Annotated in this window: 24 protein-coding genes and 1 other RNA gene; 16 read left to right on the top strand and 9 right to left on the bottom strand. The window is 42.7% G+C overall.

Annotation, left to right across the window (positions count from 1 at the left end; genetic code table 11):
• The first annotated feature begins 128 nt into the window (after positions 1 to 128).
• The 6 genes from R7Q48_RS12070 (at position 129) to R7Q48_RS12045 (ending at position 7,898) form a co-directional block, all read left to right on the top strand.
• Positions 129 to 716, top strand: a complete 588-nt coding sequence (locus R7Q48_RS12070; protein ID WP_318132308.1) for a recombinase family protein — start codon at positions 129 to 131, stop codon at positions 714 to 716.
• Positions 717 to 975: 259 nt separating this feature from the next.
• Positions 976 to 1,134 carry a DNA-binding protein gene (locus tag R7Q48_RS12065; RefSeq protein ID WP_318132307.1) on the top strand — a complete coding sequence of 53 codons (159 nt, stop codon included), beginning with the start codon at positions 976 to 978 and terminating at the stop codon, positions 1,132 to 1,134.
• On the top strand, positions 1,103 to 3,484 hold the full coding sequence (gene hsdR / locus R7Q48_RS12060; RefSeq protein ID WP_318132306.1) for an EcoAI/FtnUII family type I restriction enzme subunit R: 2,382 nt from the start codon (positions 1,103 to 1,105) through the stop codon (positions 3,482 to 3,484). The genes R7Q48_RS12065 and hsdR overlap by 32 nt, the downstream gene beginning before the upstream one ends.
• On the top strand, positions 3,485 to 4,978 hold the full coding sequence (locus R7Q48_RS12055; protein ID WP_318132305.1) for a type I restriction-modification system subunit M: 1,494 nt from the start codon (positions 3,485 to 3,487) through the stop codon (positions 4,976 to 4,978). It begins immediately after the preceding gene.
• A 2-nt stretch (positions 4,979 to 4,980) separates the two neighbouring features.
• Positions 4,981 to 6,744, top strand: coding sequence for a restriction endonuclease subunit S (locus R7Q48_RS12050; protein ID WP_318132304.1), 1,764 nt, complete (start codon positions 4,981 to 4,983; stop codon positions 6,742 to 6,744).
• A gap of 11 nt (positions 6,745 to 6,755) precedes the next feature.
• Complete coding sequence (locus R7Q48_RS12045) at positions 6,756 to 7,898, top strand: SIR2 family protein (protein ID WP_318132303.1); 1,143 nt, start codon at positions 6,756 to 6,758, stop codon at positions 7,896 to 7,898.
• A gap of 28 nt (positions 7,899 to 7,926) precedes the next feature.
• On the opposite strand, the gene R7Q48_RS12040 is transcribed toward R7Q48_RS12045, so the two are convergent.
• From R7Q48_RS12040 to smpB, 3 genes are all read right to left on the bottom strand, one after another.
• On the bottom strand, positions 7,927 to 9,168 hold the full coding sequence (locus tag R7Q48_RS12040; RefSeq protein WP_318132302.1) for an integrase domain-containing protein: 1,242 nt from the start codon (positions 9,166 to 9,168) through the stop codon (positions 7,927 to 7,929).
• A gap of 165 nt (positions 9,169 to 9,333) precedes the next feature.
• Positions 9,334 to 9,701, bottom strand: a transfer-messenger RNA (tmRNA) gene (ssrA, locus tag R7Q48_RS12035).
• A gap of 66 nt (positions 9,702 to 9,767) precedes the next feature.
• Positions 9,768 to 10,253, bottom strand: coding sequence for an SsrA-binding protein SmpB (smpB, locus tag R7Q48_RS12030; RefSeq protein ID WP_005381642.1), 486 nt, complete (start codon positions 10,251 to 10,253; stop codon positions 9,768 to 9,770).
• A 119-nt stretch (positions 10,254 to 10,372) separates the two neighbouring features.
• Between smpB and R7Q48_RS12025 the strand changes: the two genes are divergently transcribed.
• Together R7Q48_RS12025 and R7Q48_RS12020 are read left to right on the top strand one after the other, a co-directional pair.
• A complete protein-coding gene (locus tag R7Q48_RS12025) occupies positions 10,373 to 10,816 on the top strand; it encodes an SRPBCC family protein (RefSeq protein WP_005381641.1) in 444 nt (147 codons plus the stop codon).
• A complete protein-coding gene (locus R7Q48_RS12020; protein WP_025768875.1) occupies positions 10,806 to 11,165 on the top strand; it encodes an RnfH family protein in 360 nt (119 codons plus the stop codon). Before R7Q48_RS12025 ends, R7Q48_RS12020 begins: the two co-directional genes overlap by 11 nt.
• A gap of 101 nt (positions 11,166 to 11,266) precedes the next feature.
• On the opposite strand, the gene bamE is transcribed toward R7Q48_RS12020, so the two are convergent.
• The 5 genes from bamE to nadK form a co-directional block, all read right to left on the bottom strand.
• Entirely contained in the window at positions 11,267 to 11,626 is a 360-nt protein-coding gene (gene bamE, locus R7Q48_RS12015) for an outer membrane protein assembly factor BamE (RefSeq protein WP_017820585.1), read from the bottom strand.
• Between the two features lie 242 nt (positions 11,627 to 11,868).
• Entirely contained in the window at positions 11,869 to 12,351 is a 483-nt protein-coding gene (locus R7Q48_RS12010; RefSeq protein WP_318132301.1) for a GNAT family N-acetyltransferase, read from the bottom strand.
• Positions 12,352 to 12,372: 21 nt separating this feature from the next.
• Positions 12,373 to 14,037, bottom strand: a complete 1,665-nt coding sequence (gene recN / locus R7Q48_RS12005) for a DNA repair protein RecN (protein WP_005383750.1) — start codon at positions 14,035 to 14,037, stop codon at positions 12,373 to 12,375.
• A 165-nt stretch (positions 14,038 to 14,202) separates the two neighbouring features.
• Complete coding sequence (locus R7Q48_RS12000) at positions 14,203 to 15,393, bottom strand: DUF3103 domain-containing protein (RefSeq protein ID WP_005383752.1); 1,191 nt, start codon at positions 15,391 to 15,393, stop codon at positions 14,203 to 14,205.
• Positions 15,394 to 15,658: 265 nt separating this feature from the next.
• On the bottom strand, positions 15,659 to 16,543 hold the full coding sequence (gene nadK, locus R7Q48_RS11995) for an NAD(+) kinase (protein WP_005381631.1): 885 nt from the start codon (positions 16,541 to 16,543) through the stop codon (positions 15,659 to 15,661).
• A 146-nt stretch (positions 16,544 to 16,689) separates the two neighbouring features.
• On the opposite strand from nadK, the gene grpE reads away from it, so the two are divergent.
• From grpE to dnaJ, 4 genes are all read left to right on the top strand, one after another.
• Positions 16,690 to 17,286, top strand: coding sequence for a nucleotide exchange factor GrpE (grpE, locus tag R7Q48_RS11990; protein WP_021034134.1), 597 nt, complete (start codon positions 16,690 to 16,692; stop codon positions 17,284 to 17,286).
• 419 nt (positions 17,287 to 17,705) lie between these two features.
• Positions 17,706 to 18,980, top strand: coding sequence for a dicarboxylate/amino acid:cation symporter (locus R7Q48_RS11985; RefSeq protein ID WP_053302985.1), 1,275 nt, complete (start codon positions 17,706 to 17,708; stop codon positions 18,978 to 18,980).
• 347 nt (positions 18,981 to 19,327) lie between these two features.
• A complete protein-coding gene (dnaK, locus tag R7Q48_RS11980; RefSeq protein ID WP_005381623.1) occupies positions 19,328 to 21,241 on the top strand; it encodes a molecular chaperone DnaK in 1,914 nt (637 codons plus the stop codon).
• A gap of 204 nt (positions 21,242 to 21,445) precedes the next feature.
• Positions 21,446 to 22,594, top strand: a complete 1,149-nt coding sequence (dnaJ, locus tag R7Q48_RS11975; RefSeq protein ID WP_005381620.1) for a molecular chaperone DnaJ — start codon at positions 21,446 to 21,448, stop codon at positions 22,592 to 22,594.
• Between the two features lie 69 nt (positions 22,595 to 22,663).
• On the opposite strand, the gene R7Q48_RS11970 is transcribed toward dnaJ, so the two are convergent.
• Positions 22,664 to 23,095, bottom strand: a complete 432-nt coding sequence (locus R7Q48_RS11970) for a type IV pilin protein (protein WP_318132316.1) — start codon at positions 23,093 to 23,095, stop codon at positions 22,664 to 22,666.
• 103 nt (positions 23,096 to 23,198) lie between these two features.
• Here R7Q48_RS11970 and R7Q48_RS11965 point away from each other — a divergent pair, with 103 nt between their 5' ends.
• The 4 genes from R7Q48_RS11965 to R7Q48_RS11950 are packed head-to-tail and all read left to right on the top strand — an operon-like array spanning position 23,199 to position 25,956.
• Positions 23,199 to 23,708: a GspH/FimT family pseudopilin gene (locus R7Q48_RS11965; protein WP_318132315.1), complete on the top strand. Its 510-nt coding sequence runs from the start codon at positions 23,199 to 23,201 to the stop codon at positions 23,706 to 23,708.
• A complete protein-coding gene (locus R7Q48_RS11960; RefSeq protein WP_318132300.1) occupies positions 23,689 to 24,306 on the top strand; it encodes a pilus assembly protein PilW in 618 nt (205 codons plus the stop codon). Before R7Q48_RS11965 ends, R7Q48_RS11960 begins: the two co-directional genes overlap by 20 nt.
• A complete protein-coding gene (locus R7Q48_RS11955; protein WP_318132299.1) occupies positions 24,303 to 25,556 on the top strand; it encodes a hypothetical protein in 1,254 nt (417 codons plus the stop codon). Before R7Q48_RS11960 ends, R7Q48_RS11955 begins: the two co-directional genes overlap by 4 nt.
• Positions 25,546 to 25,956, top strand: coding sequence for a prepilin-type N-terminal cleavage/methylation domain-containing protein (locus R7Q48_RS11950; protein ID WP_031780848.1), 411 nt, complete (start codon positions 25,546 to 25,548; stop codon positions 25,954 to 25,956). The genes R7Q48_RS11955 and R7Q48_RS11950 overlap by 11 nt, the downstream gene beginning before the upstream one ends.
• Positions 25,957 to 26,133: the final 177 nt, after the last annotated feature.

Below are 26,133 nucleotides of genomic sequence, written 5' to 3'. Positions count from 1 at the left end.
AACATTCGTATGTTGATGCCAGCTTGCCACAACAAAACATGGAATCAAAAAAGTAGGGGTTAGATTTTATGATACCAAAAGTATATGATACCCCTATATTTGATACCTTTAACTGGAGCGAGTGACCAATGCGAGTCTTTTCCTACTGCCGTGTTTCTACAACAGAGCAATCCACAGAGAATCAAATTATTGCTATTCGCCAAAAAGGGTATGAGGTGAGTGATTCTCGTGTCATCAGTGAAACGGTTTCTGGTTCCGTTGAAGCAATGAAGCGAGAAAAATTTAAGATGCTAGTCAACCATCAGATGGAAAACGGAGATATGCTGGTGGTCTTGAAGCTAGACCGATTAGGACGAGATAACATTGACGTCCAAAACACCATCAATCTGCTTACAGGCAAAGGTGTGAAGGTTGTTTGCTTAGATTTACCTGTAGCTGACCTATCAAGTGCTGAGGGTAAATTAATGCTCCAAATGTTCTCGGCCTTTGCGGAGTTCGAGCGAAACCGGATCAGAGAACGCACAAAGGAAGGGATTGAGCGAGCCAAGGCTCAAGGCAAAAAGCTTGGTAGACCAGAAGCCTATAAGACCACTCTTTCGGTACAAGCAAAGAAAGCAGAGGGGCTATCTCAATCTAAAACTGCAGAAGAATTAGGCATAGGTATTGCCACAGTGAAAAGGCACTGGAACAAACTGAATCAGAAGACTATAGATTGACGCTACTTTGCAGTGTGATTTGTTTTATATTGCTCACTTTTGTCTCTATGCCGCAAAGCGTACTAGATAATGGTGTTCTGGTAGCTCAGAATTACTTTCAAATTTGTCTTTGACAAAGGCATTCAGTCTCATAACTCCCCCCGGAACATTGCCCATTCTCGAATTTTTCCATATTCTCTCACTATTAAATTAGGCAACAGTAATCATTGAACGCTAACGCCATGAAATGAAAGATCAAATTTTTACATTGAAATAGGTGATGGCGAATCTGAAGCTTACCGAAAAAGCTGCCTATCGGCTTGCCAGTGAAGGAAAGCTGGTTGGTGACTCATGGCACTTTAAACGTGAAGACCTTGAAGCGTGGATTGTTAGTCAGAAGGTGGAAAATGGACAAAAAAGAAAAACTAAATTTAAGTGAGCAGGACATATGTGACTTGTTCATCACGCCTGCAATCAAAAATGCAGGATGGGATCAGCTCAAACAAGTTCGTCGTGAATTTCCATTGACGCCGGGGCCTATTGCCGTCCGAGGTAACGCTTCTTTTAGAAAGACCAATAAACGTAAATATGCTGACTATGCTTTGTTTTGGGAGCCTGGTGTTCCAATTGGGATAGTTGAAGCAAAGCGTAATCAATTCACTCCGAGCCATGGCATGCAGCAGGCGTTAGGATACGCCGATATTATTGAGGTGCCTAGTGCGTTTAGCTCTAATGGAGACGCTTTTGCCTCTCACAATAAAGTAGCTGGAGAACACGAAGATATGGAGACTGAGTTTCCATTGGAACAGTTCCCTGTGCCAAGTGTTCTGTGGCAAAGATATAAAAAATACCACAACTTAGAAGATGGTATGGAGGACGTAGTTCTACAGCCTTATCATGTCGATTCTTCGGGTAAAGAGCCGCGTTATTATCAAATGGAGGCGATTAACCGAACAGTAGAGGCGGTAGCCAAAGGGCAACCTAAAATATTATTGGTTATGGCTACTGGTACGGGCAAAACTTACACCGCTTTTCAGATTATCCATCGTCTGCGAGAGGCCGGTAAGGCCAAAAAGGTACTTTTCTTAGCTGACCGAAATATTTTAGTCGATCAAACCTTGATGAACGACTTTAAACCCTTTGGTTCGGCGATGTGCAAAATAAAAAACCGTAAGATAGATCCGTCATATGAAATTTATCTCGGTCTATATCAAGCACTTACAGGACCAGATGAAAGTGACAAAATATTCAAATCAGTTTCCCCTGATTTCTTTGATCTAATTGTCATTGATGAATGTCATAGAGGTAGTGCGAAAGAAGACTCGAATTGGCGAGAAATTCTTAGTTATTTTGATAGTGCTACTCAGATAGGTTTAACCGCAACGCCCAAAGAAAAAAGGCCTGTAGATGGAGAAATTGTTAATCCAGAATTCAACATTAAGTATTTTGGAGAACCTGTCTATAAATACACGTTAAAACAAGGTATTGATGATGGTTTTCTAGCACCGTACAAGGTCATTAAAATTGACATCGATAGAGATATTGAAGGCTGGACGCCTCCGCCTGGTGCTACAGATGACTTAGGTTCAGAGATAGAGCAGAGAACCTATAACCAAAAAGATTTTGATAGAATTTTGGTGCTCAATCAAAGAACTAAGCTCATTGCTAAGCGAGTAATGAAATACCTAAGAGCCTACGACCCTTATGCGAAAACGATAATTTTCTGTGAAGACATCGAGCATGCTGAGAGGATGAGAAAGGCTATAACCAACGAGGCAAAGGAGTTTGTAAAAGAGGACAGTCGGTATGTTATGCGCATTACTGGCGATAGTAATGAAGGAAAAGCAGAACTCGATAACTTCATTGATCCTGAAAGCAGGTATCCGGTTATAGCTACCACCTCGGAACTGTTAACGACAGGCGTTGATGCTAAGACTTGTAAGCTCATTGTATTGGACAAATCGGTACTCGCCATGAGTACCTTTAAGCAGATTGTTGGTCGTGGCACACGAATAGATGAAGAACATAACAAGTATTACTTCACGATTATGGACTTCAAAAAAGCAACTGAACTATTTCATGATGAGCATTTTGATGGTGAACCAGTCATCATTTATGAACCATCTGATGATGATGACCCTCTTCCGCCGGATCCTGAGCCAGAACCTGGTGATGAAGACTATGATGGTGGTGAAGATGGTGAGGAAAGTACGCCAGTTTTTAAACAGTACGCCAGCAATGTTTCTGCAAAAATTATTGCAGAGCGGGAGATGGTGAGAAAAGACGGTGGGGGCTTTACAACAGAATCTTATCGGGACTTCAGTAAAAAGACGATTACTAATGAATTCAGTTCTTTAGATGACTTCCTTAAAAAGTGGAATGACAGCAAAAAGAAAAAGGTCATTCTTGATGAACTAGAGAAAAAAGGCATCAAAGCAGAACAGTTGGCTGAGGAAGTAGGTAAAGACTTCAGTATCTTCGACTTGATATGCCACATTGCGTATGATCAGCCTCCACTAACTAGGAGAGAGCGAGCGCAAAATGTTGTTAAACGAAATTACTTTTCTAAATACAGCGAACAAGCAAAGCAGGTACTAGAAGCTCTCCTTGAAAAATACTGCGACGAAGACATCACAAGTATAGAGTCCGGTCAAGTTTTGAGGCTCAAACCATTTGACCAGCTAGGAACACCGATTGAAATTGTTAATGATGTCTTTGGTGGCAAGCAACATTATGACGCTGCAATTGCAGAGTTAGAACAACAGATCTACAAACGGGAATCAGCATAAATGAGTAACATTTCTGGCATTATTAAATCTATTCAAGACATCATGCGCAAAGATATTGGCGTTGATGGTGATGCTCAGAGGATCAGCCAACTCGTATGGATGTTCTTTCTCAAAATCTACGATGATCGTGAAAAAGAAAAGGAGTTTTTTGATGAAGATTTTAAATCCCCAATTCCTGATGAGCTGCGTTGGCGTAAATGGGCTGAAGACCCAGAAGGGATGACAGGAGACACTCTCCTCAAGTTTGTTAATGAAAAGTTATTTCCCACATTAAAAACTAACCTCAACGTTCACCTTCAAAATAATGAAGGTGCTCACGCGAGAGTAATTGCAATGGTATTTGAAGATGCCATTAACTTTATGAAATCTGGGACGTTATTACGCCAGGTGGTGAATAAGATTAATGATATAGACTTCAATAATACCGATGACCGTCATACGTTCGGTGATATGTATGAACAAATACTTAAAGACTTACAAAGTGCAGGTAACTCGGGGGAGTTTTACACCCCCCGCGCTGTTACAAAATTTATTGTTAACCGTATCGACCCTAAATTAGAAGAAACAGTGCTGGATCCAGCGTGTGGGACTGGTGGTTTTTTAAGCTGTTCTATCGATCATAAAAGAGATAACTACGTAAGCACAACATCCGATGAGAAAACTTTGGCCGATTCCATCTTTGGAGTTGAGAAAAAGTCCATGCCACATATGTTGTGTATGACCAATATGATCTTGCATGGTATAGATACGCCTCATCAAATCAAGCACGATAATACATTAGGGCGACCGTATAAGGACTATACAGAAAAAGATCGTGTCAATATCATAGTTACCAACCCACCTTTTGGGGGGATGGAAGAAGATGGTATAGAAAATAACTTTCCAACAAAGTTTCGCACTCGTGAAACCGCCGACTTGTTTATGGCCTTAATAGTGCGCCTCCTGAAAAAAGAAGGTCGTGCTGCCGTAGTTTTGCCAGATGGCTTTCTGTTCGGTGAAGGAATGAAAACTAGGCTAAAAGAAGAGCTTACTAGAGAGTGTAACTTGCACACCATCGTGCGCTTACCTAATGGTGTGTTTAACCCGTACACGGGCATTAAAACCAACATTCTATTCTTTACTAAAGGCAAACAGACTAAAGAAGTATGGTTCTATGAACACCCTTACCCAGAAGGTGTAAAGAACTACAGCAAAACCAAACCGATGAAGTTTGAAGAGTTCCAACAAGAAATGGATTGGTGGGGCGAAGAGTCAGACGGTTTTGCGGCACGTGTTGAAAATGAATATGCGTGGAAGGTATCGATTGAAGAGATTATCGAACGCAACTTCAACCTAGATATTAAAAATCCACACCAAGGTGAAGTGGTCACGCATGATCCTCAAGAACTACTAGAAAACTACCAACAGCAGCAGCAAGAGATTTCGCAGCTTCGAAATCAGCTCAAAATCATCTTGGGTGAAGCACTGGAATTATCAACAGGCAGCGAGGCGTAATCATGTCAGTTGACCATTCTTCTATTGAAACGATGATTACCCAGCACATTGATACGTGGACGTCAGCGGTTAAAACCAAGTCTGCCTCCGGTCGTGGTAGCAGCAAAAAATTAGAACTGTACGGTGTGAAGAAACTGCGTGAGTTGATCTTGGAATTGGCGGTACGCGGTAAGTTGGTATCACAAGATCCAGATGATGAGCCAGCTTCGGTTTTGCTTGAGCGAATTGCGGTTGAAAAAGCGCAGTTGGTGAAAGATAAAAAGATTAAGAAACAGAAATCACTTGGAAAAGTTAGTGATGATGAAGTCTTATTTGATTTGCCTGTCGGATGGGAATGGACAAGGCTATCTGAGTTAGCAGAGATTGGGCCGAGAAATAATGACGTTGATGATGAGTCTGAAGCATCATTTGTTCCCATGCCTATGATCACTACTAGTTATAAAGGTGAACACAGTGCTGAAGTTAGGAAGTGGAAAGACATAAAGAAAGGTTATACACACTTCCGTGATGGCGATATTGCGCTTGCAAAGATAACCCCCTGTTTTGAAAATAGTAAAGCCGCCGTTTTTTCTGGATTGAAAAATAGTATTGGTTCTGGGACAACAGAGCTTCATGTCGCTCGACCTGTGCAGGGAACTATTGACCCATTATTCGTGTTGCTGTATTTGAAAGCGCCAATGTTTCTGAAAGTTGGTGAAACTAAAATGACAGGTTCAGCAGGGCAAAAGCGTGTTCCAAAGGACTTCTTTGCAGGTAACCCTCTACCTTTTCCACCATTGAATGAACAACACCGCATTGTCTCTAAAGTTGATGAACTCATGACTCTCTGCGACCAACTAGAGCAACAAACCGAAGCAAGTATTGAAGCGCATCAGGTATTGGTGAGCACGTTGTTGGATACGCTAACCAACTCAGCCGACGCTGATGAGTTAATGCAAAATTGGGCGCGTATCAGCGAACATTTCGATACTCTGTTCACCACCGAAGAGAGCATCGAGCAACTTAAACAAACCATTCTGCAATTGGCGGTAATGGGTAAGCTTGTCCCACAAGATCCGAATGATGAACCAGCATCGGTATTGCTAGGACGTATCGTTGAAGAAAAAGCGCAGCTTGTCAAAGAAAAGCAAATTAAGAATCACCCAAAAGTAACACCTATTGGTGATGTTGGTGACATTCCGAATAGTTGGGAACGGATAGTAGTACAAGATTTTGCCGACATCCGGTTAGGTAGCACCCCATCAAGGCATGAGGCTAAATTTTGGAATGGTAATATACCTTGGGTTTCTTCTGGAGAAGTTGCAAACAATGTTATTCAAGATACAGCAGAAAAAATAACAGAGGAAGGCTTTAACCATTCCAGTACGTCAATTATTCCCAAGAGAAGCCTATTAATGGCAATTATTGGACAAGGGAAAACTCGCGGACAAACAGCAATCTTAGGGATAGATGCATGCACAAATCAAAACGTTGCAGCGTTTGTATTTAACGAAGAATACGTTATCCCAGAATATGTTTGGGTATGGGCTAAGAGTAAGTATAGCTCCCATCGACAAGATGGACATGGTGGTGCGCAACCTGCACTGAACGGAAAAAAAGTACGTAGTTTCGCTTTCCCTCTTCCACCTTATTCGGAGCAGAAACGTATTGTCGAACAGGTGGATGAATTGACATTAATCTGCGAACAATTAAAACAGCGTCTTCGTGATAGCCAGCGAGTCCAGCGTCAACTTGCTGATGCTATCATAGCGTTACACGTGGACTGAGGACTTGGGCGATGAATAGTTCTTGGTGCCATCAAGGCGGCCATAGCCAGTTTGATTATTTAACAGACTTCAATGATTGGCTTGAAGGCGAAGACGCTTTAGCGGAAGCTAAACGAGAGGATTTGCAAATTGATCAGTTTGCTTCACCTAGCAAGGCGCTTTTTGCAGGTGACAAAAATGCATATTTTGCTGTTTTAAACGAATATCGACAGCAATTTATGCAACAAGCTTTAAGTTCAGAATGGCTAACTGGGCTTTGTGACTCCAAACATTGGTATGAAAGAAACGAGAACCGTCTCCTACAATTGCTTAACCTCATTGAAAAAGAAGAGGTTGTACCATTTATTGGTGCAGGCTTATCTAAAGATGGTGGTTTTCCAACGTGGAAGGAACACTTAAAAGCACAGGGTAGGACAGCAGGCTTAAATGGGGAGGAAGTCGATCAACTAATCACTAACGGGGAATACGAAAAGGTAATCCATAAAATTGAGGAGCAAGGTTATTTTGAGGCATTTGAACAAGAGTTGGAAGATGCTTTCTGTCACGTAAAACAGGTTCCTGAAACTACACAGATAATAGCCAAGCTCTTTACGGATACGGTGATTACGACGAATTATGACAGGTTGCTTGAATGTGCCTACGAAAATGAAATGGGTAAACCTGTAGAGGTGATTGATAACAGAGAACCAGATAAATTACGTGATGTGGACAAAGTATCAGTGATTAAACTTCATGGTGATATCAATACTCCTCAACACTGTATTATGAGTCAAAATCACTACAATGCAGCATATGGCATTGGTCAAATTGACCTGACGTTGCCTATTCCCAAGTTCCTTAAATCAACATTCTCTAACTCAAGCTTATTGTTTTTAGGCTGTAGCCTAAATAATGATAGAACAGTTGAGGTTTTTCGGCGAATTAAGCAGCGGGCCAGAGAAGATGGTATTACTCTACCCAAACACTTTTCTATTGAACAGGTTCCTTTTTGTGAGCAGGACGAGTTTGATGAGAACTTGCTAACGACTAGGAATCAAGAGCTGCTGAACATAGGAATTACTCCAATTTGGTTTCCAACAGCTCAATTCGATGTTATCACAGAAATGCTCAAATTCATGTTACATGAGATGAGCTACCGGAAAGCTATGACTTGATAGGGGATGAAATAAATTTCCTACGAATTTAGTAAACTCTTCTAAGTTGCTTAGTCCCTGTCACAGAGAGGCTGCCTTTGGCGGCCTCTTCTATATGCCCACTCCACCAGCTCATCATTGGCCGGCGGCGTTCCAAGTAATCGGTGCGGTTGTAGGCACTGCGAACTTGGTTATCATCCACATGCGCTAGAGCTGCTTCAATTAAATCTTTTTCAAAACCTTGTTCATTGAGTGTTGTACTAGCCAGCGAGCGTAGGCCGTGGCTGACTAAGCGTCCTGCAAATCCCATACGTTTAAGCGCCATATTTGCCGTTTGGCTGTTGCATGGCTTTTTAGGATCTCGGTCAGAGGGGAAAATAAATTCACGATGGCCACTAATCGGCTTTATTACCAGAAGTAACTCCAGCGCCTGTTCTGTTAGTGGAATACGATGCTCTCTTCTTTTTTTCATTCGTTCAGCAGGGATAGTCCACACCTTCTCATCCCAATCAACTTCTTCCCATTTAGCACCAGATGCTTCACTTGGCCTTGCCATGGTATGAAGCTGCCATTCGATTAAGCATCGCGTCGTGCGCTTAATGCTGGCGTTAGCTATGGCACCCATAAGCTCTGGTAGCTCAGCTGGTTTGAGAGCTGCCATGTTCTCTTTTTTGGGTTTCTTGAAAGCGGCCTTGATACCAGTTAATGGGTTAGCCTGAACCAAGCCACAATTTGTTGCGAAGTTCATTATCTCATTGAGACGTTGTGCTAGGCGTTTTACGGTTTCTAGGCTGCCTTTGGCCTCGATAGGCTTTAATAGCTCGATAACATGGGGAGCACTGATTTCTTTGACTGGTGTATTGGATAGAGTCGGAAAGATATGCAGTTCAAGAGAACGCCAGATATCAACGGCGTAACCTGTAGTGACGTCGTCCTTTTTGATCTCAAACCACTCTTTAGCCACATTGATAAACGTGTGCTGGTGGATGGCTTTGTGCTCTTGCTGCTGTCGCTTCCTATCTTCTTGAGGATCTATCCCTTGAGCGAGTAGTTCTCTTGCTTCCTGCGAGGACTTGCGAGCGTTAGCAAGGGAGAGGTCTGGGTATTTACCAAGACTTAGGTTAGTGCGTTTTCTTTTGATGGGGTGTGTATAGTTTAGCAACCAAAGCTTTGAGCCATTTGGTTTCACCCGTAGACGTAAACCATCGCCATCAGAAAGAATGTACTCTTTCTCTTTGGGTTTAGCTGATTTGATCTCTTTATCACTTAATCTCGTCGTTACTTTAGCCATGATTGGTCCATCAAAATAGGTACACCAGAGCAGTGTACCTTTCGATGTACCTAAAAATCAAAGAAGCTGTAGGACGTCATTAGACGTAATAAGATGGTAAGTCATTGATTTTTCTTTGTTGCAGGTACAAAAAAAGACGCCCTAGGACGTCTTTAAATGTAGAATTGGTGGAGCTGGCGGGAGTTGAACCCGCGTCCGAAAACCGTTCATCATTGGTACTACATGCTTAGTCGATCTTTAATTTCGCCATCCACCTGCGAACCGACACGCTAATGAATGACTAGCCTGAATTAAAATTCGCCGTTCATCTCTCAGGCGGGAGAATCCGGGCTAGCGCGTTTGGGTTTGATCCCTCGTTATTCCCCGTCTTACGTGCGGAAGCTAGGGCGAGAGAGCTCTTAGCAGGTTATTAAGCTGCTAGTGCGTAGTTTTCGTCGTTTGCGACTATTTTTTTGCGGTTTGTTAACGAGGCCTACCGCACCTCGGCATGCACCTCAGACTTCTGAATTCCCGTCGAATCCTAAATCAGCCCCAGGTAATATTCGCATAGTAACAGAAAAGCATTGGCTGTCCAGTACTATGCGTTTAAGTGGTCAAGATTAACGCAGCGCGCTCTTCATTACGCGTGCTTTTTCTCTTGCCCAGTCTTTTTCTTTTAGATCCGTACGTTTATCGTGCAGCTTTTTACCTTTTGCTACGCCAATTTTTAGTTTCACCCAAGAGCGAGACCAGTACAGTGAGAGGGCCGTTAATGTCATACCTTCACGGTTTACACGTCCGAATAGGTTATCCAGCTCACGACGACTCATTAGTAGTTTACGCACACGTGTAGGGTTCGCCACAACGTGTGTCGATGCCTGATTTAAAGGAGTGATTGTCATGCCACTCACAAAGGCTTCACCGTCACGCATAAATACGTAACTTTCAGAAATATTGGCTTTACCTTGGCGAAGGGCTTTCACTTCCCAACCTTGGAGCTCCAAGCCAGCTTCGATTTCATCATCGATGAAATACTCGTGGCGAGCTTTTTTATTCAGCGCGATAGTATTGCTACCCGCTTTTTGTTTCGTTTTTTTCTTTGCCATAATAGCGTCATTATACGGGTTGGATATCGGATAGGAAATCCTTTTATTTGCGCAATCGTGGAATAAAAGTAAAATTGGCGAGTAGCTTTAAATCTGTACATGTATCGATAGGAGTATGTATGAAGCAAGTCAGCCGTTCTGCGCTTGTGTCTTTTAGCGCCGAACAGATGTTCAATCTGGTTAATGATGTTGCTAAATACCCTGAATTTCTGCCTGGTTGCTCGGGCTCTAGAATCATTGAGTCTTCGGGGAATGGTATGGTGGCTTCTGTCGATGTGGCGAAGGCTGGAATCAGCAAAACGTTTACGACTTCAAATGAGTTGATCCCCGGTCAGGCAATTATGATGAACTTGGTGGATGGCCCGTTTAAGACGTTGCGTGGTGGTTGGATTTTTACCGCGCTAGATGAACAAGCTTGCAAGGTTGAACTAAAGCTTGAGTTTGAATTCTCAAGTAAAATGATTGAGATGGCCTTCGGTAAGATTTTTAACGAGCTTACTAGTAATATGGTAAATGCATTTACTAAACGCGCAAAACAGGTCTACGAGTGTTATGAGTATTGAGTCAGATATGATTCACGTTGAGGTTGTCTATGCTCTTCCTCATGAACAGCGTGTATTTAACTTAGTGGTAAATAATCACGCAACGGTAGAAGAGATCATTCGACAATCCGGTGTATTGGAGTTGTACCCTGAAATTGATTTGTCCAAGAACAAAGTGGGTGTGTTTAGTCGTAACGTGAAGTTGGATGCGACCGTTCGAGATCGAGATCGAATAGAGATTTATCGTCCGTTACTTGCCGATCCGAAAGAGATTCGCCGTAAGCGGGCGGAGCAGGCTAAAACCGAGGGGAGTGCAGACCCAGTCACCGGTGGCAAGCCTAGTTCTGTACGTAAAAATAAGCAGGATTAATATTAACCCAATAGCTCATGTGAGTTACTCAAAGTTTGACTAACATGATTTCTATATAATAAAAAACCTCCCAAACGGGAGGTTTTTTTGCAAAAGTCAGTTTACTGAATTTGCTCGTAAAATGCGTCACTTTTTGGAAAGTCACCACTGATGTCTGCGAGCGTGCCTTGGTCATTAAAGTTTACAATCAGATCTTTCTGTACTGGTTCGCCATGGCCAGGAGTATGATGATAGATGTAATACCAAGTGTTTGGATAGCCGTTTTCAATAAGCATTGGCGACCCTAATACGAAGCGAACCTGTGCTTTAGTCATCCCAAACTTTAATTTATCAACCGCACTTTGTTCTACATAGTTGCCTTGGTTGATATCAATACGATAAACCAGTCTTTCCAATACCGAACATCCTGTCAGCAATGTCATTGCTAATGGTACGGCAACTAACCACTTCTTTAATTGCATAATAATTTCTTAGTAACCTTTAAAATACTGCGCTGATAATAAACAAGCTCGACGCAGATGTAAAAAGCTATGCGTCGTATGGTAGACAATCTGACAACGAATTTTGAGTTGAGTTGCATTTATTCACCGATATTAGACGGTAAATGTCACCACATGACGTATTAGTTAGGTGACGAAGAGCAAATTTCAATCGGAAGTAGGGTGATGGACGCTTTCAGCGGTGAGCCAAGCCTAGTGACTCGTTAGTCGGTTTTGGCGAATTCGCGTAATGCATCACCTGAAAAACGATAATACTCTTTTTCATGAATTAGTGTTGCACCAATTGAGCGGTAAAACTGACCTGCGGTAGGGTTACTACTTTCAGCTGTCCAGTCCAACCTTTGGCATCCACACTTGATCGCCAAAGATGCCAGATACTTCATTAACTTGAGACCAACCTCTTTTCCTCGAACCTTCGAAGATACGAACAGATCTTTTAAGTACATCTGCCCTGAGAGCTTTGGGGCAGGGAACATGACGGTATAAGATGCAAAGCCTACGACGTCATCATTATCGTAAACCGCAATGATATGAACGCCAGAATGTTCAGAGAAAACTTGGTTCTTTAGATAATGGACCAGATCGTGTTTTGATGAAGCTTTTTCTTTGAAGTAGTAATGTTCTAACTCAATAAAAATAGGGATGAGATCTAAGCAGTTGGTTTTGTGTATTGCTCTGATATCCATTTCTCATCCCTTGTCGATTTATTAAGCGGCGATAAGCAGTTCTTTTGCGTTCGCCAACGTTGAGTCGGTTATTTGACTACCCCCAAGTAAGCGAGCTAATTCTGCCACACGTTGTTGTTCATCTAATGCGTGCATTTGGGTTTCGGTTTGGCCTGCTTTGGTTTGCTTAGCTACAAACATTTGTTGATGGCCGCATCCGGCAACTTGAGGGAGGTGAGTGACACACAATACCTGAGTAGATTCGCCAAGCTTGCGTAGCATTTTGCCCACTACGGCAGCTGTTGGGCCACTAATACCTACGTCCACTTCATCGAAGATTAAACTTGGTGTATCTACTTTCTGAGCGGTGATCACTTGGATCGCTAGAGAGATGCGTGATAGCTCACCGCCTGACGCAACTTTTGCTATAGGTTGTAATGGTTGTCCCGGGTTGGTCGATACTAAGAAGCACACGCTGTCCATGCCAAGCGGCGATGGGTGTGTGTTGTCATTGCTAACTTCGATACTGAATACTGCTTTCTCCATGCTCAATTCGTGCATGCTTTGTGTGATCAGTTTGTTCAGTTCTTTTGCGTAACGGCTGCGTGATTTGTGCAGTTTTTCTGCTTGTGTTAGAAAGCTTTGGTACTTGTGTTCTACTTCTTGAGCAAGTTCATCTAAACGTTCATCGGAGCAATCTAACGCTTCTACTTGGGCCAGAAGATCTTGATGATGCTGGTAGAGTTCTTCTGGCATTACGTGGTGTTTACGAGCTACAGACATCACTTTAGAAAAACGTTCTTCTACATAAGCCATACGAGCTGGATCAACATCGATGCCATCTAAGTAGCTGCGTAATTCATTCTTCGTTTCTTCAAGTTGAATCATTGCTTCTGACAGCATGTTAGGTAGCTCAGATAGCTTTTCATCTAATTCGGCTAATTGAATTAGGGAGTGATTGGCCGATTGCAAAATACCAAGCGCATTGACTTCTTCACCTTCGTAAATAAGTTCGATGGCTTGCTGACAGGTAGTGGCGAGTTCACCACTGTTGGATAGTCGTTTGTGCTCTTGCTCGAGCTCTGCAAATTCTTCTTCACCTAGCGATAACTCATTTAGTTCTTTGATTTGGTATTCAAGCAATTGTTTTTGCGCCTGGTTTTGCTGGCTATTTTCTTTTAGTTGCTTGAGGTTATTGTCTGCCTGACGCCAATGCTGGTAAGCACTTCGTGTGCTTTTTAGTAGGTTTAAATGCCCAGCATATTGGTCGAGCATGGCCATTTGGTGCTCACTTTTCATCAATTGATGATGAGCGTGCTGCCCATGGATATTGATAAGTAGCTGCCCTAGAGATTTGAGTTGTGATAGTGGAACAGGGCTGCCATTAATGAAGGCTCTTGAGCGGCCTTCTTTTGTGATAATACGACGCAAAATACACTCACTGCCATCTAGCAGATCGTTATCTTCTAACCAACGTGTTGCATGTAAGTTGTTGTCCAATAAAAAAGCGGCGCTAACTTCGGTTTTCTCTTCACCTTGTCGCACCATGCCGGCATCGGCTCGTCCGCCTAAGCAGAGCCCTAAAGCATCGATAGCAATGGATTTACCCGCGCCTGTTTCACCTGTAATGGTGGTCATGCCCTTAGAAAGCTCGAGTTGTAAAGACTTAACAATCGCAAAATTATTAACACTTAGATGAGCCAGCATTTTATTTACCTGTATAACTGAATAATACTGTATAAGAGAACAGTATATACTGTTTCTTTATACAGTAAAGTCAGGTGAGGAAAATTTTCTTTGTAGGCTGTTTTTTGTGATGAAGTGGGAAAAATGAGCCGATGTGATTACAACGACTCATTAAAATTGAACAGGTTACGGACGAGTTGGGTTAATCGTTAGTGGTTCTAGCGTGACGACTGCATTCACACCCGCACCTGGGTGATCCACGTATGAAGTGTCTTGCATTAGAGTGTAGTATACGTCGACGAAGTCATCATCATTCGTGAGTACACCATCGGGGATAGTGTCGATGATCTTGTTCGTGATTTGCGGAATAATCGCGTAAGCCTGAACTTCTGGATCTGGAATCGCTTTCAATACTTCTTCGGCAACTTGAACAAGGAGTTTTGCCAATTGTTTATAGTCTGTGCCGTCATCTTGCTCCATGAGCACAATGTCTGCCGCACCCCAGCGGTAACGAGACCAGTGAATAATGATCTGATTTGGATAGTAATCTTGGTTATCGTAGTCTAAGTATGGAAGCTCCACCAAATCGAGAGTAGGTTCATCACGACTTGGATTGACGCCCGTTACGATAGCGTAGATTTCTGCCTTGCCAGAGATCCAAGGTTCTTTGTCATCGGCTAGACGGATCTTTTTCAACTGCGTGGTTTGAATTGGAGCCGCTTCGCCCACTGCGCTACTTGACAATAACGGTGTATTTTGGCGTTGTTCATCAGCAATATATGGTTGAACTAAAGCTGGTTGACCGAGTTTTTTCATCTCAGCTTGCATAGCTTGCAAGCCTGCTTTTAACTCTGCAGAGCTATTGTTATCAACGACAAGTACAGGTACCTCAGGGAGCTGGTAAACATCGAGTTGATGGATGTTGCCATAAACATCAAATGCTTCGATGTATTGCCAATTCTCATCATCACCACTTGGTTCAAATGCAAATAATGGCTCGACCTCGCCACTTTGCCATGCTGTTATCATGGCTTCATTTGCCAAGCGAACTTCTAACAACTGATCTGAGTATTCAGAAATACCTTTCCAGCTACGAATTTGAGTGTCAGCTTGTACAAGCTGGCGGCTGAACTCTGAGTTAGGGTTTTGCTTAACAAATGCTGATACAGACACGTTAGTCTGTTGCGGAGTAATATCTCTTCTCAACATGGGTTCAATGGCAGCATAGTTCTCACTCAATTGTTGAGCTAGGGCACGCTTCGTCTTAGTGATATCTTCCGCTTTTGCGTTGGATACACTGTTGACTTGCGTTTCCTCTGATTGGCAGCCAATAAGTGCTAATGTACTGAGAACAGACAGAATGATGGTTTTCTTCATAATATGTCCTTTATTGATTGTATGAAATAGAGTTAATACTCTATTCATGGTGAGAATATCACCGGACATAGATCATTGAATTTGCTTTTCTATCTTTTGTGTAAAGTTTGCCCACAGGATCAAAATTTATAAGCTTCTCTTTAATGATGACAAATATCGTGTCGCCTCACTACTTTGTGTCTATTTCTTGTCTAAGAAAGCCAAAAGCCAGTAGCAATTGAGCTGCTGGCTTTTTTATTGAAGTTATTACCCTGAGTAACAAGTGTTAGAACAATTTACTAGACCAGCCAAGCTTATTCCGTAAGACGTGATAGTAGCTGTAGTCTTTTGGATGGATGAGCTTTAGTACATTTGGACTTTGATAGATGTGAATTTCGTCGCCAGGGGTAACTGGAAGTGAGACTTGTCCATCACAGCTAACTTCTTGTGTTCCACGGTTTTCTGGTGATACCACCAATTTAATTCGACGTTTTCCATCAACCACCAAAGGTCGACTCGACAATGTATGAGGGAACATTGGCACGAGTGAAATGGCATTCAAGCTAGGAGAAAGAATTGGGCCGCCGCCAGAAAGTGAATATGCCGTCGAGCCAGTCGGAGTGGAGACAATCAAACCGTCGGCCCGTAAAGAGAAGGCGAAGCTTTCATCAATATACACTTCAAATTCAATCATATGAGCAATTTGCCCTGGGTGAAGTACGGCTTCGTTTAGCGCAGCGTTATGGCTCTTTATTTGTCCGTGGCGGTGTACTTCCGCCTCTAAAAGAAAACGCTCCTCTTCAATGTACTCACCGTCGAGTACCGCTTGCAGAGACGCTTGGAAGTCGTCTGGGTTCAAGTCAGTTAAGAAGCCCAAATTTCCGCGGTTCACGCCTATAACTGGTACATCAAATCGGGATAAAATTCTTGCTGCACCTAGCATGTTGCCATCGCCACCAACCACAATGGCTAGATCGGCATTTTTTCCTAGTTCAACTAAGCTAGCAAACTGACTCTGTGGGATATCATCCAGTATTGCGGCAAGGCGATCGTCAATGAATACTTTATAGCCCTCAGAGGTCAACCATTGGTACAACTCTTTATGAGTTTGAATTGCTTGTTGATCTCTTGGTTTTCCGATAATCGCGATCACGTTACATGGATTTTTCATAGCATTTCCGCATTAAAGAGGCTTGAATCAGGAATCTTCATCCCCATAATAATGGCAAGTCACCTAAATATGCGAATTTTTATGTGGTTAAAGCCCGCAAAAACGCGCATGGCTTTAAGGGCATTATGTTGAATTCTGGAGATATCATGAGCAACGAAGAAAACAAAGTTACAGAAGAAGAGCTTGATCAAATCATCGAAGAGGCTGAAAAAGTAGAAGCTGAAGCACAAGAAGTTGAAGCTGAGCTTGAAGAGCTTGGTGATGAGACAGACGCTAAGATTGCTCAACTAGAAGCGGCACTATTGTCTAGCGAGGCAAAAGTAAAAGAGCAACAAGATGCGGTGTTGCGTTCTAAAGCTGAAGTAGAAAACATGCGTCGTCGCACTGAGCAAGAGATCGATAAAGCACGTAAGTTTGCGTTGAACAAGTTTGCAGAAGAGCTGCTTCCTGTTATTGATAACCTAGAGCGTGCAATTCAAGCGGCAGATACAGAGAATGAAACTGTGAAGCCGTTCCTAGAAGGCGTTGAACTAACCCATAAAACGTTTGTAGACGTTGTCGCGAAATTTGGCTTGAAAGCAATCAACCCTGAAGGTGAAGCATTCAATCCAGAGTTCCATCAAGCGATGTCGATTCAGGAGAGCCCTGATCATGAATCAAACACTGTTATGTTTGTTATGCAAAAAGGTTACGAACTAAACGGTCGTGTGATTCGTCCGGCAATGGTAATGGTTGCTAAGTAACTTTAACTCCCTGTTTTTTTTTAATATAAAAGCGCCCATCATTTTTGATGGGCGCTTTTTTGTTTTAAACATAAATGACTGCATCGAACTTCGTTGTATATCGATAAATGAAAATTTGATCCCCTTCATATTTTTTCCTATTGGTTAATTATTTTCCTATAGGAGATTTTCTCTCATCTCGCTGCGTGTTTATTAACGGAAAGGGCTATAAGTGATTGTAATCATTCGCTGTGTGAATGTTTGTTCTGCATAGGAATGTAAATATAGTCATTTTTTCTAAAACAATTTCGTTAACAAAAATGTAAATTATCACTTTATTTTGTAACTTCGGTGTGTATGATTTGCGACTAATGCTTTAAAAGTAAGCATATATAACTACAAAAATGTAAATAGTAAACACAACATATCGGAGATTTATAATGGATAAATCGCTTTCTAGTAAGATTTTTATAGGCTTGTTTGCCGGCCTTGTGCTGGGGACAGCAATTCAGTACTTATTTAGCGGTATTGCGATTTTTGATACATACCTACTTGGAGCAGCAGAAGGTGTTGGCGGCATGTTCGTCTCACTGATCAAATTGCTTGTTGTTCCTTTAGTTTACGTTTCAATCGTATGCGGCATTGTTGACTTGAAAGATATCAGTGCATTTGGTCGTCTTGGTGGAAAAACTTTTACCCTTTACATTCTTAACACCATCATTGCGATTACGGCGGCTTTGACTGTCGGCTTGATCTTCCAGCCAGGAGCGGGCGCTAATCTAGCAGGAACGGTATCTGAGGCTGTACAGTTGACAACGACAGATACGCCGGACATTTTCTCTTTAGTTGTTAACATTGTTCCTAGCAACCCTGTACAAGCGTTTGCTAGCGGTGACATGCTGCAAATCATCTTTATGGCAATTTTGACGGGGCTTGCAATTCAAGCTTTGGATTCTCGTGGTGGCCCAGCTATTCGCACATTCAAAATGGCAAATGAGATCATGATGAAATTGGTTGGATTAGTGATGAGTCTTGCACCATATGGTGTGTTCGCACTAATGATTCAACTAGGTGCAACGCTAAATGCCAATACATTAATGTCCGTTGCCGGTTACGTGGCTTTGGTGGTTGCGATGTTGGTGTTCTGGATCTTCTTCTTCTACCCAATGGCAGTGAGTATTGCGACAGGAACTTCTCCAAAGACTTTCCTACGTGCAACTCGTGAGCAGATTCTTTTCTCTCTATCTACCGCGAGCTCAAATGCGACTATCCCGGTAACGATGCGCACACTGACAGAAAAGCTTCAGGTCTCTAAATCGGTTGCTGGCTTCGGTGTACCACTGGGCGCAACGATGAATATGTCTGGTGTGTCTATCTATATTGCTCTAGCAACGATGTTTGTTGCGAACGCTTTTGGCCAGCCAATTAACACCGCAGACATCTTCACACTTGGCTTAACTATTCTTCTGTTATCTATTGGTGCTGGCGGCGTTCCTGGGGGCGGCGTGGTAATGGTAGGCGTTTTGCTTCACCAACTAGGTTTACCACCTGAAGGTTTAGCAATCATTGCAGCGGTCGACCGTATCAATGATATGTTCTGTACATCATCTAACGTTGTCGGCGATACGGCAGTGAACACCATTGTTGCAAAAACAGAAGGTGAGATAGGTAAAGAAGAAGGTGTTGATGCTGAGCCTGCTCAAGCGAACGCCTAATACCTTGAATAATTTATTTTAACCCTAATATTGAAGCGAGCTCTTATGAGCTCGTTTTTTATTTAGGAAGAGTCGGGCATAAATAAATTTATCTGGGAAATGACGTTTTGTTGCGCTACAGCAGTGTGACGAGTTCCCAACTAATCAGAAAGAAACACATAAATTTCGAAAAAAGACGCTTTTTTTTAATTCTGCCCTTGAAAAGCATTTTGCCGCCCTTATCTATGTGGCATAGAGAAGCAAACATTGATTATTTTTGTTTGTGAGCAAGGGTTGAAACCCGATTCTCCTCCCCCAACATTGGGGTTATAACCAAACGAAAATAGAATTTATTCGGAGATAGCCAGATGGGTAAAATCATTGGTATTGACTTAGGTACTACTAACTCATGTGTTGCTGTATTAGACGGCGACAAACCACGTGTAATTGAAAACGCAGAGGGCGAACGTACTACTGCATCGGTTATTGCTTACACTGACGGTGAGACGCTAGTAGGTCAACCAGCGAAACGTCAAGCAGTAACTAACCCAGAAAACACGCTATTTGCAATTAAGCGTCTAATCGGTCGTCGTTTTGAAGACGAAGAAGTTCAGCGTGACATCGAAATCATGCCTTACAAAATCGTTAAGGCTGACAACGGTGATGCTTGGGTAGAAGCGAAAGGCCAAAAAATGGCAGCTCCTCAGGTTTCTGCTGAAGTTCTTAAGAAAATGAAGAAAACTGCTGAAGACTTCCTTGGTGAGGAAGTAACTGGCGCAGTTATCACAGTACCTGCTTACTTTAACGATGCTCAGCGTCAAGCGACAAAAGATGCTGGCCGTATCGCAGGTCTAGAAGTTAAACGTATCATCAACGAACCAACGGCAGCTGCACTAGCTTACGGTCTAGATAAGAAAGGCGGCGATCGCACTATCGCGGTATACGACCTTGGTGGTGGTACATTCGATATTTCAATCATCGAAATTGATGAAGTTGAAGGCGAGAAAACATTCGAAGTTCTAGCAACTAACGGTGATACTCACCTAGGTGGTGAAGACTTTGATAACCGTCTAATCAACTACTTGGTTGATGAGTTCAACAAAGAGCAAGGCATCAACCTTAAGAACGACCCACTAGCAATGCAGCGTGTTAAAGAAGCAGCAGAGAAAGCGAAAATCGAGCTTTCTTCTACTTCTCAAACAGACGTAAACCTACCTTACGTTACTGCAGATGCAACTGGTCCTAAGCACATGAACATTAAAGTGACTCGTGCAAAACTAGAATCTCTAGTTGAAGACCTAGTACAACGCTCTCTTGAGCCATTAAAAGTAGCTCTAGCTGACGCTGACCTATCAGTAAACGACATCACTGACGTAATCCTAGTTGGTGGTCAGACTCGTATGCCAATGGTTCAAGCGAAAGTTGCTGAGTTCTTTGGTAAAGAAGCGCGCCGTGACGTAAACCCTGACGAAGCAGTAGCAATGGGTGCTGCAGTTCAAGGTGGTGTACTTGCTGGTGACGTTAAAGACGTACTACTACTAGACGTAACTCCACTGTCTCTAGGTATCGAGACAATGGGTGGCGTGATGACTAAGTTAGTTGAGAAGAACACAACTATCCCAACTAAAGCGAACCAAGTTTTCTCTACAGCGGAAGACAACCAGAGCGCGGTAACTATCCACGTTCTACAAGGTGAGCGTAAGCAAGCGATGTACAACAAGTCTCTAGGCCAATTTAACCTAGAAGGCATCCAGCCTGCACCACGTGGTATGCCACAAATCGAGGTTACTTTTGACCTTGATGCGGATGGTATCCTACACGTATCTGCGAAAGACAAGCAGACTGGTAAAGAGCAGAAGATCACTATCCAAGCTTCTGGCGGTCTAAGCGATGAAGACATCGAGAAAATGGTTCAAGAAGCAGAAGCTAACAAAGAAGCGGACAAGAAGTTCGAAGAGCTAGCAACTGCACGTAACCAAGCTGACCAAATGATTCACGGTACTCGTAAGCAAGTAGAAGAAGCTGGTGAAGCGCTACCTGCGGAAGAGAAAGAGAAGATTGAAGCAGCAATTTCTGAGCTAGAAACAGCACGTAAAGGCGAAGACAAAGAAGCTATCGATGCTAAAGTTCAAGCACTAATGACTGCTTCTCAAAAGCTGATGGAAATCGCTCAACAACAAGCTCAAGCGCAGCAAGCACAAGGTGCTGACGCAGGTGCACAGTCTAAAGAAGACGACGTTGTAGATGCTGAGTTCGAAGAAGTTAAAGACGACAAGAAATAATATTTCTTAACCAGATGGCTACTTAGCCATCTGGGGTCGATAAGACTTCGTGTGCGGGCGTTTGGGGCAACTCTTACGCCCGTCTGTTTGTAAACGCTGTCTTTCTAGTTAAGTATGTTGCAGACAAGTGCACTTACCTAGAACGATACAAACACCAAGCGGTGAATCGATGCCGTTTGTAGTAATTAACTGGTGACGAAGAACATGTCAAAACGTGATTTTTACGAAGTATTAGGCGTAAGCCGTGATGCCTCAGAGCGCGATATCAAAAAGGCGTATAAGCGTCTAGCGATGAAATTCCACCCAGACCGAAACCAGGGTGATGATTCTGCGGCGGACAAGTTTAAAGAAGTAAAAGAAGCGTACGAAGTTCTGACCGACCCTCAAAAGAAAGCGGCGTACGACCAATACGGTCATGCTGCTTTTGAACAAGGCGGCGGTGGTTTCGGTGGCGGCGGCTTTGGCGGCGGCGGTGCTGATTTCGGCGACATCTTTGGCGATGTATTCGGTGACATCTTTGGTGGTGGTCGTCGTGGCGGTGGTGGCCACCGTGCCCAGCGAGGTGCTGACCTACGTTACAACATGGAATTAACGCTAGAAGAAGCAGTTCGTGGTGTAACGAAAGAGATCGAAGTACCGACACTAGTACACTGTGATACCTGTGATGGTAGTGGCGCGAAGAAAGGTTCATCTGCTGAAACATGTGGTACCTGTCATGGTCATGGTCAAGTACAGATGCGACAAGGCTTCTTCGCAGTGCAACAAACCTGTCCTACCTGTCACGGCAAAGGTAAAATCATTAAAGACCCTTGTAATGAGTGTCATGGTCAAGGTCGTAAGCAGAAAACAAAAACACTTAACGTTAAGATCCCAGCAGGTGTTGATACTGGCGACCGTATTCGTCTATCTGGCGAAGGTGAAGCGGGAGAAATGGGAGCACCAGCGGGTGACTTGTATGTACAAGTGCACGTGAAAGAGCACCATATCTTCGAGCGTGATGGCAACAACCTATACTGTGAAGTGCCAGTAAGCTTTGCGATGGCAGCTCTAGGTGGTGAAGTTGAAGTACCAACCCTAGATGGTCGCGTAAGCCTAAAAGTGCCTTCAGAAACGCAAACAGGCCGTATGTTCCGTATGCGTGGTAAAGGTGTGAAAGGCGTTCGCGGTGGCGGTGTTGGTGATCTTATTGTTAAGTTGGTTGTTGAAACACCAGTAAACCTAAGCTCACGCCAAAAAGAACTGCTCAAAGAGTTTGAAGAGTCTTGTGGTGGTGAAGCGGCGACAAAGCACAAGCCTAAATCAGAAGGCTTTTTCAACGGTGTGAAAAAGTTCTTTGATGATTTAACCAGCTAAGACGTTAGTGAAAAGCACAAATACAAAGGCCTGCTAAAATGCAGGCCTTTTTGCATCTCGGTGTTCTTCCTAATTCCAGCAATCACTTGGTTCTTCGACATTTGTTGACGTTAAAGTAATCGTTTTAGAACCAGTCAAGCACTCGTCGTCGTCTTGTCCCAGAGCCGATTTTGCTGTTGCTGTAATGGTATAGGCCGTACTTGCAGAGCTCGCAATATCGAAAGAAAATCTATTTGTGTCTGAGTCACATAGAGTGCATGTGTCTCCAGAGAGAATATGACTCCAGTCGTACCCACCATCATAAGATGTCTCTAGCTCTAGCTGAATTCGACTAAGATCGCTCAAGGCAACCGTCCTATGAGACTTGATTACATGATTAGTGTAAGAGGGGTATGCGACTGCAGCAATGATCCCGACAATCACTACAGCTACCAGTAATTCGATCAATGTCATCCCTCTCAATCCTTTTTTGTAGCCGTTACAACGAGAAATTCGAATCATCACGAGTAGTTTCCTTTTCACTTTTCCGCCTATTTTTGGCAGGTGATAGCATCTGTGCAAGATGAATTACGGCCCTTTTGCCGTTTACATAGGAATTTGGGAAATGCCTCGCGGGTTTACGTTGTTGGAGCTTCTTATTACTGTTGCTGTACTGAGTATTATATTGGCGTTTGCAGCTCCAAGCTTTAGCCGTGTTTCACAAACTGTGCAAATGCAGCGATTGGCAACTGAATTAGCTGGTTTTCTAAGCCAAAGTAAGTCCGAGGCGGTAATGAGAAATCAAAAGTTATATATACATTTCTCCATGGCTAAAAACGTTGTTGTCAGTCAAGGGGCATGGTCTCTACAGTTAACTGACTCATCTAGCGGCTCAGGGGGAGTAATCTTAAACCTTTCCGGCTCTGCCTACTCTGAATTATCTTTGAAGCACAGCTACGATAATCAAAAAATAAGCTTCGATGAGGTCCGTGGACGACCCCAAGGAGGAAATATAGAGTTTTTCCCAACCAATGCTCAAAACATAAAACTACAAGCAAAGCTCTCCAACCCTCCCGGAAGGATTAAAATTTGTAGTAACTCTGGAGCTAAGTTATATGATTACCGTCAGTGCTAACAAACGTTATCAAATAGGTAGCTCTTTAATCGAATTGATGGTTAGTTCTTTAATTGGATTAATTGTCCTTAGTGTAGTGGGCTCTATATTCTTGAGTTTACAAAAAACAGCAAAGGAAAAAAGCTTAGAGCTAAATTTATTGCAAGGTCTGAATATCACTTTATCTGTTATGAAAGAAGATATTCAAAGAGCAGGTTATGATGGTGGGAACGGTAGTTCACTCAAATTATCCGGAGCTACAGGAACCATAATGCTGAGCGGCGCCTCTTCTGTAGGGCTTGTGTATTTTAAAGAGGACTCAGCTGCCAATGAAGACTATCGAAATATTAAGTATGAGAAGAGAGATACTCGGTTTTTTATATGTGAAAAAGGCGTTGTGTCTCAAACACAAATATTATCTTTTGATGGTGTAGATTTTTGTCGTTCTCTATTTGATGATGATATTTTCCAAGTTACCCAATTCACCGTTAGTTCAGAAACAGTGACTAATGGAGGAAATGTAAGTTCGGTCACGAGCGTTAAGTTAGGTTTGAAAACGATTGATGGAGCCTTTAGTGAAGTTGCGGAGTTTTCTATCAAACAAAGGAATTGGCAATGACATCTAAATATAGCTATTCCGGTTATACCACTTTGCTTGTGACTTCTATACTTTTATTACTTGCTTTAATTGCATCATTAGCATCATCCAAAGGTGTATTTTTTCAAATAAAAGTTGCGCAAAACGAAATAAAATCTCGACAAGCACATTGGTTAGCGGAAGGAGGTGTTGAATGTGCATGGGCGCAATTTAGAGTTAATAATATTGTACCTGCCGTAATAACAGATTGTGGCTCAGGGCTTTGGACTATTCCGAATTTTACGAGTACTTCCAATGGGTATTTGGTTACTTCTAATGTTGGATTTACAAGCATTAGTAAGGAGATTGTTTTGGGAGGTAACTTGAGTTATGGTGCAATGCAGTCTAGTGCCGACATTTATTTTCATTCTAGTGCAACGTTCTCTACTCCAGACCCAGGGGAATTGAGCAGCGATGGGTGGGAGTGTATTGCGTTAAGGTATAAAAAGCGCTTTTACTCCTCTTCAGTTGATAATAAAGGCGTAATTCATGGAGAGTCTCCCTATGCCGATTTTAACAACCCTACAAATAAAGATTGTGCAAACACGACGGCAAACCGTCATCTCTCATCTAGTGTTGGCGGGGTTGGTGCTGGTGATGATTTTACTCAAGATACAGATTTAAAGCCATTTGAATCCTTCTTTGGAGTAAAGGCTGAAGAGCATAACGATGTCCGAGATAATGGTGTATTTCATGTTATGACGGGCTCAGTGGCTGATGGTATACCTAATTGTGGTGCTGCTTTAACAGCAGAAATTCAGTCAGGGAAGCATCATTTATGGGTGGAAGGGAGCTGTGAAATCAAGCAATCGGAATACAATGATTTAGTGAATGCTACATCATCGACCAATGGCGTAACAGTGCTCATTCATGATGGTCTTTTCTCCGTGATGGGACCACCGAGCTCCGGCGCTACATCAAATAAGTTTAAAGGGGTCTTGTTTCATTTCAATCATGATTATACCCCGACAACAGCGGATTGGGTTGGGTTCGAAGCCAATGCTCACCTAAATCATGTGCCAAGTGTTGTAGAAGACTCATACAGGACAATAGCTTCTTATTATCAGCATGGTTCTTTTACGGTATCTGGTGGTCAATATTTTGATAGTGAAGATCAGGCAGCGGTTTTCTTCGATTCTTTGGACTTTAGATACAATAAAGATGTGATAGACAATTCAAGGAATGCGCATGCAATTCCTAGATGGAAAAAAGGCTCCTGGAATGATCTCTAAACAAAAAGGTTTTAACCTTCTTGAAGTTCTAATTTCTTTTCTGCTTATCGGTGTTGGGGCTCTAGGTTTAACTAAGCTAAACGTATATCTAGAACGCGAATCCGAATATGCCATAAAAAGTATTGAAGCACTGCGTCTAACAGAGAACCAGCTTGAATGGTTCCGAACGCGTGGTGCTTCGGATGCGCTTTCTACGATTTCTACTGCCAGTTTTGCCTCTATCGTGACAGGATCTTCCGCCACTGGAGCGTACACGGTGGAGTGGGATGTGCCACCTGCTACTGTATCAGGTTCACTAAAGACGATCATCATCACAACAAGTTGGGAAGATAGAATGGGGCAGACGCAATCCGTTCAGCTGAAAACTATGATTTCACAGTACAGTGAATTCGAAAACTAAGTTCAATTGCATACATGGGCTGAGACAAATGCGGGTGTAATTTCTGTTTGATACCGGATTTTTCACGGTTAATAAATGGTTTTTGAACTGTTAATTGAGTTGATGTGCTACTGTTTTTATTATGTTTAATTGAAGTGGTGTTTTTGCAAAATATGTCTCCAATTATGAAAAAAAATC

This window comes from Vibrio sp. 378, assembly GCF_033339435.1.
This window is presented reverse-complemented; position numbering and strand designations above follow the sequence as displayed.